Annotated in this window: 9 protein-coding genes; 6 read left to right on the forward strand and 3 right to left on the reverse strand. The window is 73.1% G+C overall.

Features of this window, described 5'->3' with window-relative positions; translation table 11 throughout:
• Nucleotide 1 precedes the first annotated feature (1 nt).
• Nucleotides 2-760 (forward strand): ABC transporter ATP-binding protein, encoded by a 759-nt coding sequence (locus VMV22_12260; protein ID HUY23099.1) that lies wholly within the window; start codon nt 2-4, stop codon nt 758-760.
• Entirely contained in the window at nt 757-1,539 is a 783-nt protein-coding gene (locus VMV22_12265) for an ABC transporter ATP-binding protein (GenBank protein HUY23100.1), read from the forward strand. Before VMV22_12260 ends, VMV22_12265 begins: the two co-directional genes overlap by 4 nt.
• Nucleotides 1,540-1,782: 243 nt before the next feature.
• On the opposite strand, the gene VMV22_12270 is transcribed toward VMV22_12265, so the two are convergent.
• Together VMV22_12270 and VMV22_12275 are read right to left on the reverse strand one after the other, a co-directional pair.
• Nucleotides 1,783-2,355 carry a hypothetical protein gene (locus VMV22_12270; GenBank protein ID HUY23101.1) on the reverse strand — a complete coding sequence of 191 codons (573 nt, stop codon included), beginning with the start codon at nt 2,353-2,355 and terminating at the stop codon, nt 1,783-1,785.
• Nucleotides 2,355-3,308, reverse strand: coding sequence for an SDR family NAD(P)-dependent oxidoreductase (locus VMV22_12275; GenBank protein ID HUY23102.1), 954 nt, complete (start codon nt 3,306-3,308; stop codon nt 2,355-2,357). Before VMV22_12275 ends, VMV22_12270 begins: the two co-directional genes overlap by 1 nt.
• 127 nt (nt 3,309-3,435) lie before the next feature.
• On the opposite strand from VMV22_12275, the gene VMV22_12280 reads away from it, so the two are divergent.
• Complete coding sequence (locus tag VMV22_12280; GenBank protein HUY23103.1) at nt 3,436-4,812, forward strand: class I SAM-dependent methyltransferase; 1,377 nt, start codon at nt 3,436-3,438, stop codon at nt 4,810-4,812.
• A gap of 101 nt (nt 4,813-4,913) precedes the next feature.
• Here VMV22_12280 and VMV22_12285 read toward each other — a convergent pair whose 3' ends face one another.
• Nucleotides 4,914-5,819, reverse strand: coding sequence for an SDR family oxidoreductase (locus VMV22_12285; protein HUY23104.1), 906 nt, complete (start codon nt 5,817-5,819; stop codon nt 4,914-4,916).
• A 179-nt stretch (nt 5,820-5,998) separates the two neighbouring features.
• On the opposite strand from VMV22_12285, the gene VMV22_12290 reads away from it, so the two are divergent.
• From VMV22_12290 to VMV22_12300, 3 genes are all read left to right on the forward strand, one after another.
• Complete coding sequence (locus VMV22_12290; GenBank protein HUY23105.1) at nt 5,999-6,406, forward strand: Zn-ribbon domain-containing OB-fold protein; 408 nt, start codon at nt 5,999-6,001, stop codon at nt 6,404-6,406.
• 11 nt (nt 6,407-6,417) lie between these two features.
• A complete protein-coding gene (locus VMV22_12295) occupies nt 6,418-7,173 on the forward strand; it encodes an SDR family oxidoreductase (protein HUY23106.1) in 756 nt (251 codons plus the stop codon).
• A gap of 95 nt (nt 7,174-7,268) precedes the next feature.
• On the forward strand, nt 7,269-8,663 hold the full coding sequence (locus VMV22_12300) for a hypothetical protein (protein HUY23107.1): 1,395 nt from the start codon (nt 7,269-7,271) through the stop codon (nt 8,661-8,663).
• Nucleotides 8,664-8,870 lie beyond the last annotated feature (207 nt).

Here is an 8,870-nt window from a genome sequence, read left to right on the forward strand (position 1 = left end):
GGTGCCACTGCTCGTGGCCGACGGCATCTCGAAGCGCTTCGGGGGCATCGAGGCCCTGAGCCGGCTCAGCCTGTCGGTCGACCCGGGCGAGGCGGTCGGCATCGTGGGCCCGAACGGGGCCGGCAAGACGACATTGTTCAACTGCCTGTTCGGCCTGCTGCACCCCGACTCCGGCACCGTCACCTTCGACGGCGTCCGCATCGACGCGCTGCCGACGTTCCGCCGGGCGCGGCTCGGGATCGGGCGCACCTTCCAGCGCCTCGAGCTGTTCACGGGCATGACCCCGCGCGAGCACGTCCTCGTGGCGGAACGGGTTCGCACCGGGCGGGGACGCCTGTGGAAGGACGTCGTCGGCCTGGGCCGTCCCGGCGCCGACGACCAGCGGGTGGCCGAGGAGCTCTTGACCCTGGTCGGCCTGGCGGACGTCGCCGACGTCCCGGTCGAGGCGCTCGCCCTCGGGACCGGCCGCCTCGTGGAGCTGGCGCGGGCGCTCGCCGTCCGCCCGCGCCTGCTCATGCTGGACGAACCCTCGTCGGGGCTCGACGACACCGAGACGGCGGCCATGGTGGCGATCCTCGCCCGTGTCCGCCGCGAGCGGGGCACCGCCGTGGTCCTCGTGGAGCACGACCTCGACATGGTCGCCGCCACCGTCGACCGGTTGGTCGTGCTCGACTTCGGGAGGCTCATCGCCGACGGGCCGGTCGACCGCGTGCTCGCCGACGCCGGGGTGCGGCGCGCCTACCTCGGGGAGAAGGCATGATCTCGCCGGCGCCGTTGCTCGAGGTGCGCGACGTCGACGCCGTCTACGGCCCGTACCGCGCCCTGTTCGGCGTGTCGTTCTCCGTGGCCGAGCGCTCGGCGGTGGCACTGGTGGGGGCGAATGGGGCGGGGAAGTCGACCGTGGCCCGCGTGGTCTCCGGTCTGGTGCGGGCCTCGTCCGGCAGCGTGCATTTCGCCGGGGAGGACATCACGCGCTACCCGGCCTGGCGCATCGCCCGCCTCGGCCTCGCCCATGCGCCCGAGGGCCGGGCCGTCTTCGGGTCGCTCACGGTCGAGGAGAACCTGGTGCTGACGTTCCGGCAGGCGGTCGGCCGCCACGGCGTGGCGGGGGCGCTCGCCCGGGCCTACGACGCCTTCCCGCGCCTCGGCGAGCGGCGGCGCCAGCCTGCCGGGACGCTGTCCGGGGGCGAGCAGCGCATGCTGGCACTGGCCAAGGTCCTGGCCGTGCCCCAACGCCTGCTCGTGGTGGACGAGCTGTCGCTCGGCCTGGCGCCGGTCGTCGTCGACGAGGTCTTCGCGGGACTGCGGACCATTCTCGAGGCCGGGACGGCGTTGCTCGTCGTGGAACAGCACGTGGACCGGGCGCTGTCGCTCGCCGACGAGGTGGTGATGCTGGCCAAAGGGCGAGTGGTGCGTCAGGGGCCTGTCGCCGACGTCGGCGCCGACGTCACAGATCTCTTGCCGGCGCGGGCTACGGCGTTGAGTACGGAGACGGGACCGGTGGCGGAGCCGGGCTCGGGCTCGGGCTCGGAGAGCTGACCCGGGGCTCGCACCGCGGACCGGGGGAGGGGCGGCCGAGCACCCCATGCTGCGCCTTCAGGTCCGCCACCGGGCGAGGGGCCAGACCGTCACCGCCCCGAGGCCCGTCGGGGGGCGCACCCGCGGTGCGCCCCCCGGACGTGGCTCAGGTCGAGCGGTTCAGCCTGGACCGTTGCCGCGCAGTGGCGCCCCGGCTCGGGCGGACCGCGGTCCGAGCCTGTCGACGCCCCGAGCGGGATCGGATCAGCAGCCGGTAGGGCTGCCGGTCTTGCCGGCCGCCTGGTAGAAGAGGCCGAGCAGACCGCAGATCGTGGCCTTGGCGACGAGCCAGTGGCCGTCCACGAACACGGCGTACCCCTGGGAGTTGGGCAGGATGGCGGTGCCCGTGGTGCCCAAAATGTCGTAGACGACCTTGGCGCACGGCGAGGGCAACGACGCCTGGCGACAGGTCGTGGCGGTCAGCACCTTGACGCTGTCGATCTTGGAGCCCGCCGACGAGGACGCCAGCGACGAGGACAGGGCATCCTGCAGGGCCGACTGGACTTGCGCGCCGTTCTGGATGACCGCCACCTTGCCGGCGACATCCGGGTTGGCCAGGTTGAAGAGCGTGTTGTAGGCGGCGCCGATGTCCGTCGACTCGGTGGCGGGGTTGAAGGTCACCGCCGTGGTCGTGCTGGCTGCGGTGGTGCCGGAGCTGCCGCACGCCGCCGCGCCCAGCGACAACGCCGCAATGACGGCCGTGGCCACGACCCGCCCCCGGCGCCCGGTCGGGCGCCGGCGCCCGACGACGCCGTCACTGCCTTGCGGTCCTTGCATCATCTGGGTCCTCCCCTTTGGTCAGGGTCAGCGTGCCGCTCCCCGTCTGGCTGCCCGAGGTTATCTGTATCGCCGCCGCCGTACCTGACATTCTCGTCAGGGACCGTCGACCCGGCCCCCGGGCCCGCCGCGCCGGCCAGGGCCTCGGCGACGTCGGCCTCCGACGGGGTGATCCCGAACACCGAGGGGGGCACCATCCGCAGAAGGCCCGAGACCGCCGCCTGGACGACGCCGACCGCCCGGTACCAGGGGGGGACGAAGACCTCGAACCGGTCCCGCTCGACGGCGTCGATGACCGCGCCGGCCACCCGGGACGCCGGGACCTTGCGGGGCCAGTGCCGCTGGTAGTCCGCGCCCCGGGTGTCGAAGAACCCCGTGTCGACGGGGCCGGGGTCGATCAGCGACACGCCCACGCCCGTGCCGTGGAGCTCCAGGGCCAATGACTGGCTGTACCCCACCACGGCGAACTTGGTGGCCGAGTACGCCGCCTCCCCCGGCGCCGCGAAGCGCCCGGCCACCGACGCCACGTTCACGATGTGCCCGCGCCCGCGTTCGAGCATGCCCGGCAACACGCTGGCCGTGGCGTACACGGTGCCCAGGTAGTTGATGGCCATCACCCGCTCGAACGCCTCGACCGGCACCTGCGTCACCGTCCCCGCCGCGCCGAGACCCGCGTTGTTGACGAGGATGTCCACCGGCCCGAGGGCGCCCGCCAGCGCCGCCAGCGCCGCCTCGAGCTGCCGCCGGTCGGCGACGTCGGCTGCGGCGACCGCCCCCGAGCGGCTGCCGCCGAGGGCGTGCAGGGTGGCGTCGAGGTCCTCGCGGTGGCGCGCCACGAGGCCGACCCGGGCGCCCCGGGCGACAGCTTGCTCGGCGATGGCCCGACCGATCCCCTTGGAGCCCCCGGTGACCACGGCCACGGACCGCTCCCACCGCATCCCGTGACGACCCACTCGGCCACCGTACTCAGCGGGCGCGGGCACGTCGGCATCCGCTGGCCACGGCCGCGCCGGCGGGGCGCGTGACCCCGGCGGCTACCATGCGGCACCGGCGGCCGGATCGCAACGGGAGGGGCGCACGTTGGCGAGCACTTCTGCGGATGCCGGCGAGCTGATCGACGCCAGAGCCCTGGCGGCGGCGTCGACGGTCGAGGGCCTCGCCGCCCGTGCGGACGAGCTGGTGCGCTCGATGGAAGACCCCACGGCTCTGCTGGCCAAGCCGTGCTCGTCCATGCGCGAGGCCCCGGACGTGCTCAGCTGCTTCGGCATGCTGCTCGGGGCGCTGGCACCGCTCCCGGGGATGTCCGTGCTCGATTTCGGGGCGGGGAGCTGTTGGACGTCGCACTTCATGACCCAGCTGGGCTGCCGGGTCGTCGCCATGGATGTCTCGGCGGCCATGCTCGACCTCGGCCGGCGCCGCTACGAGCAGCAACCGGTGTTCGGGGCGCGGCCGGCGCCGGTGTTCTCGCTCTTCGACGGCCGCACGATGGACCTCGCAGACGAGAGCGTCGACCGCATCATGTGCTTCGACGCGCTGCACCATGTCCCCAACGTGGCGGAGGTCATCGCCGAGATGGGCCGGGTCCTGCGGCCGGGGGGAGTGGCGGGCTTCTCCGAACCCGGCCCCAACCACTCTCGTGACGCGCAGTCCCAGCACGAGATGCGGCGGTACGGCGTTCCGGAGTTCGACCTCGTGCTCGAGGACGTCTGGCGTCACGCGTCACGCTCCGGGTTCGAAGAGCTGTCCGTGGCCATCTTCAACCCCGCCCCCCAATGGGTCGGCCTCGAGCAGTTCACCGCGTTCCTGGCCGGCGGTGCCCCGGCGACGACGGGGGCGGCCCGGGCGGCCCGGGCGGCCCGGGCAGCCCGCGCTGCCACGGGGGCACCGCGCTCGCTCGGTGACAAGGCGCTCTCCCGGCTGCGCACGCTCGGCCGCTTCGCCGCCGAAGCCCGTCATGTCGACGCGGCCCGGGCGGGCTACCGCCATCTCGCCCACGTGCGGGGCACGCTCCACAACCGGCGCATGTTCCTGCTGCGCAAGGCCGGGCACGAGGCGACCGACAGCCGCGAAGTGTCGGGCCTAGCGGCCGACCTGTCGGTGGAGGGCCTGGAATTCGTGCCGGCCGGGGGGACGACGACGGTGCGCGGGACCTGCCGCATCCGCAACACGGGCCGCAACCGGTGGCTGGCGTCCTCGGCGGGTCTGGGTGCGGTGCTGCTCGGGTTGCGCGTCGGGCGCGGGGCGCACCCGGCCGCCGACCACGGCCGGGTCCCCCTGCCCGGTGACGGGATCGTCGATCCCGGGGCCGTCGTGGTCGTGCCGTTCTCCACCGAGGTCCCCACCCCGGCGCCCGGGGAGGAGCCCGTCCGCCTCGAGCTCGACCTCGTCTCCGAGGGCATCATCTGGTTCGCCGAGGTGCGTGGGCACCCTGTGCAGATCCTCGTCGGCGCACCCTGAGGCGACCGGCGCCCGGTGCACCGCGGCGGCAGCGCCCCGGCGGGCAGCGCCCCGGCGGGCAGCGCCCGGGCTGGCTGCGCCCGGGGGGCCGGGTCCCCGGCTCAGAAGAAGCTGAAGGGCGGCAGGCCCGACGAGTGCGAGGAGAAGAGGGTGGACTTGTTGTCGGCCAGCTCCTTCGGCGTCCACCTGGTGTCGCGCTTGAGCTGCCCGGCGGGCTGCCACCCCTTGACGACCCACACCGAGCCGCCGAACACCACGAAGTTCTGGCCGTTCACGTCGGCCGCCTCGTCCGAGGCGAGGAACGCCACGAGCGGTGCCACGTTCTCGGGGCCGAAGGCGTCGAACTTGCCCTCCTCCACCTTGGCCATCTCGCCGAAGAGGTCCTCGGTCATGCGGGTGCGGGCCCGGGGAGAGATGGCGTTGACGGTGACGCCGTAGCGCTCCAGCTCACGGCCCAGGATGATGGTCATCGCCGCGATGCCCGCCTTGGCCGCGCCGTAGTTTGCCTGCCCGGCGTTGCCGAAGAGGCCGGCCTCGGACGCGGTGTTGATGATACGGCCGGAGACCTCCTCGCCTGCCTTGGCGCGGTTGCGCCAGTGGATGGCGGCGAAGTGCGCGGTGGCGAAGTGGCCCTTCAGGTGCACACGGATCACGTCGTCCCAGTCCGACTCGTCCATGTTGAAGCTCATCTTGTCGCGCAGGATGCCGGCGTTGTTGACGAGGATGTCGAGCTTGCCCCAGGTGTCGACGGCCTGGGTGACGAGGCTCTCGGCGCCGGCCCAGGAGCTCACGTCGTCACTGTTGAGGGCGGCCTCGCCTCCGGCGGCGACGATGTCCTGCACCGTCTGCTCGGCAGGGTGGACGTCGCTGCCCTCGCCCGACCGGGACGCGCCGATGTCGTTGACGATCACCTTGGCTCCCTCGGCGGCGAGCAGGAGGGCCTCTTCCCGGCCGATCCCGCGCCCGGCGCCGGTGACTATGGCGGTCTTCCCGTCGAGCATACCCATCAGGTGTCCTCCTGCTTCTGCTTCACAGCCTCGTGTTCACAGCCTCGTGCCCCCGGCGCCCGGGTCCCGCGTCACGTTGACGTCGGATCTGGAACCCGGGCAGCATGGCCGATGGCGCTCGCCAGGGTCAACACGGCCGGGGCGCCCGACGACGGCACCGAGCGAACGAGGCAGGCACCATGGCGACCCGCTTTGATCTCCCGACACCCGACGACTTCACCCGCCCGTGGTGGGACGCCACGGCGGAGGGGCGCCTCATGATCTCCCGCTGCTCGACGTGCGGCGAGGCGCACTACTACCCCCGGCCCTTCTGCCCGCGCTGTGGGGCCGAAACGGTGTCGTGGGAGCGGGCCAGCGGGGACGCCACCCTCTACACCTGGTCGATCGTGTACCAGAACGACCTTCCCCCGTTCAACGAGCGGGTCCCCTACGTCGCCGCCATGGTCGATCTCGCCGAGGGCCCGCGCATGATGACGAACGTGGTGGGGTGCGACTTCGACGATCTCCAGGTGGGGATGGCGCTACGCGTCGACTTCTCCGACATCGGCGACGGCTTCCACGTCCCCGTGTTCCGCCCCGCGGCCTAGGCGCCGGCGTCGTGGAGGAGGCCGCCGGGCGGGTCGCCCTCGTCACGGGGGCAAGCCGAGGCATCGGCCGGGCCTGTGCCCTGGCGCTCGCGGGCGACGGCTTCGACGTCGCCGTCAACTACCGGCGCGACGAGGAAGCCGCGCGTGAAACGGTGGAGGCCGTCGAGGCGCTCGGACGACGGGCCCGGCCCTACCGTGCCGCGGTCGACTCCCTCGACGACGACCGCCGCATGGTGGAGGCGGTCCTCGGGGACTTCGGCGCCGTCGACGCACTGGTGCACGCCGCGGGCATCGCCAGCCGGGGCCACGCCGTCGCCGACACCGACCCGGCCGAGCTCGAACGCGTCATCGCCGTCCATGCCCTCGGCGCCCATCACCTGTGCCGGCTCGTGGTGCCGTCGATGCGCACGCGCCCACGCGGCGATGTCGTGTTCGTGTCGAGCGTGGCCGCCCGCATGCTCGCCCCCAACGGCGCGCCGTACAACATGGCCAAGGCCGCGCTCGAGGCCTTGGCCCTGACACTCGCCAAGGAGGAGCGCCGCAACGGCATCCACGTGAACGTCGTGGCTCCCGGCCTGGTCGTCACCGAGATGGGCCGCCGCCTCGTCCGGGCCATGGGCGTCTTGGACATCTCGACCATGGACGCCACCGCGCCGTTCGGCCGGGTGTGCCGCCCCGAGGACGTGGCCGGGGTGGTGCGGTTCCTGTGCTCCGCCGAGGCCGGGTACGTGACAGGCCAGGTCATCACCGTGGACGGCGGGGGCTGATCCGGACCTGACCGGCCGCGCCCCGGGTCCGGACTCGTTCCTGACGCCGGCGTGACCCGGTCAAGGGGGGCGGCCGACCGGTCGATCCCTTATCGATGACACCGGCGGGGCCGACGGCCACCTCCCGAACGGCCGGGGCCCCGGGTCGGTCCGGTGGTGGGCACTCGGCGCGCTCGGCGCCCGTCGCCGCCGAGGTCGTCCTCGTGGCGGCGTGGACCGCCATCGGGCTCGGCGCCGCCTTCGACGAGGGCCGGTACTCGATGGACGCCGTCGCCCTCGTCACGGCAGGGACGGCCCTGCTCCTCTTCGCCGCCGCTCGCCGGTCGGTGCCGTCGGGCTCGTGGGGCACCGTGGCGGCGGTCACCGCCGGAGTGGCGGTCCTCGGTGGCTTCCACACCGACGCCGGGATCTACGGGTCCGGCGCCGCGCTCCTGGTGAGTCGCGTCCTCACGAGCGTGGCTGCCGCCGTGGTGGCGCTGTGGCTCGTCGTCGGTCTGCCGGGCCGGGCGATCGTGGCGTACGCCGCCATCGCCACCATGACGGCGTCCGGTGTCGCCATGATCATTGCCAGCCCGAGCCCCGCCATCGACGTCTGGACCATGCTCCAGGCCGCGGGCCACGGGCTGTCGCACGGCCGCGACATCTACACGCTCAAGTGGACGACTGGGATCCGCTTCGAGCAGTCGAACGGGTTCGCGTACCTGCCCGGCGCGGCAGTGCTGCTGTGGCCATTCCACGCCTTGTTCGGCGACGTCCGCTACGGGCTCCTCGCAGCCATGGCGCTCACCGCTGTCCTCCTCGTGCGCGTGCGTCCCCGCTCGTCCACGAGCCTGCTGGGCGCGCTGGTCCTCCTCCTGCCCAAGGCGATCTTCGGGTTGGAGCAGTCGTGGGTCGACCCGCTCGTCCTCCTCGGTGTCTGCGCGGCGGCATTCGCTGTGGCGCGCGGTCGGCGCGGCTGGGCGGTGGTGGCGTTTGCCGGGTGCCTCGTGTGCAAGCAGCAGGCCTGGCTCCTGCTGCCCTTGGCGTTGCTGTGGAAAGACTTCGGTTGGCGTCGGGCGCTGGTGTCTGCCGGAGCGGCCGTGGCCTTCATCGCTCCCTGGGTCATCGCCGCCCCCCACGCCTTCGTGAGCGGCGCCATCACCTACAACCTGGGCCTCCCGGCCCGCCTCGACTCCCTGTCGCTCTACACGTCGGCGCTGTCGCTCGGGTGGAACCCCGGCCTCGCCATCCTGGCGGTGTCCACCGTCGGCGCCGGGGCACTCGCCGCGTGGCGGCTGCCCCGGGACACCTACGGCTTCCTCCTCGGCTCGGCTCTGGTGATGGCCGTGTTCAACCTGACCAACAAGCAGTCCTTCTACAACGAGTGGGCGCTGGCGGCGGGCCTCGTCCTCGCCGCCATCGTGTTCGGACACGCATCGGCGCCCGACGCGCCCGTGACATGGCCCGAGTGTCCGGAACAGACCCGTGGGCCCCGTCAGGGCCGACGATGAGCCTCCTGGCAGTTCCCGGGGGTGTGGGCGGCGGCTCTCCCGGTGGCGTCAGGAGGACAGACGCGCCAGCTCGGCCACCGTCTGCAGGTTGCGCGTCGTGGCCACCACGTCGAGCGCACGTTCGAAGAAGCCGTTGTTGAGCTTGGTCCGCCCGTACCCGTCGGGGCAGTGGACGTACACCTCCCGGCCGACGATGCGGAACTCGTC

It is taken from the genome of Acidimicrobiales bacterium, from assembly GCA_035531755.1.
Taxonomy (GTDB): Bacteria; Actinomycetota; Acidimicrobiia; order Acidimicrobiales; family UBA8190; genus DATKSK01.

What these genes read in the sequence shown, in the direction of transcription:
- VMV22_12285 (HUY23104.1), bottom strand. Translation starts at nt 5,819, where the DNA reads ATGGGTATGCTCGACGGGAAGACCGCCATAGTCACCGGCGCCGGGCGC.
- VMV22_12300 (HUY23107.1), top strand. Translation starts at nt 7,269, where the DNA reads ATGACACCGGCGGGGCCGACGGCCACCTCCCGAACGGCCGGGGCCCCG.
- VMV22_12270 (HUY23101.1), bottom strand. Translation starts at nt 2,355, where the DNA reads ATGCAAGGACCGCAAGGCAGTGACGGCGTCGTCGGGCGCCGGCGCCCG.
- VMV22_12265 (HUY23100.1), top strand. Translation starts at nt 757, where the DNA reads ATGATCTCGCCGGCGCCGTTGCTCGAGGTGCGCGACGTCGACGCCGTC.
- VMV22_12290 (HUY23105.1), top strand. Translation starts at nt 5,999, where the DNA reads ATGGCGACCCGCTTTGATCTCCCGACACCCGACGACTTCACCCGCCCG.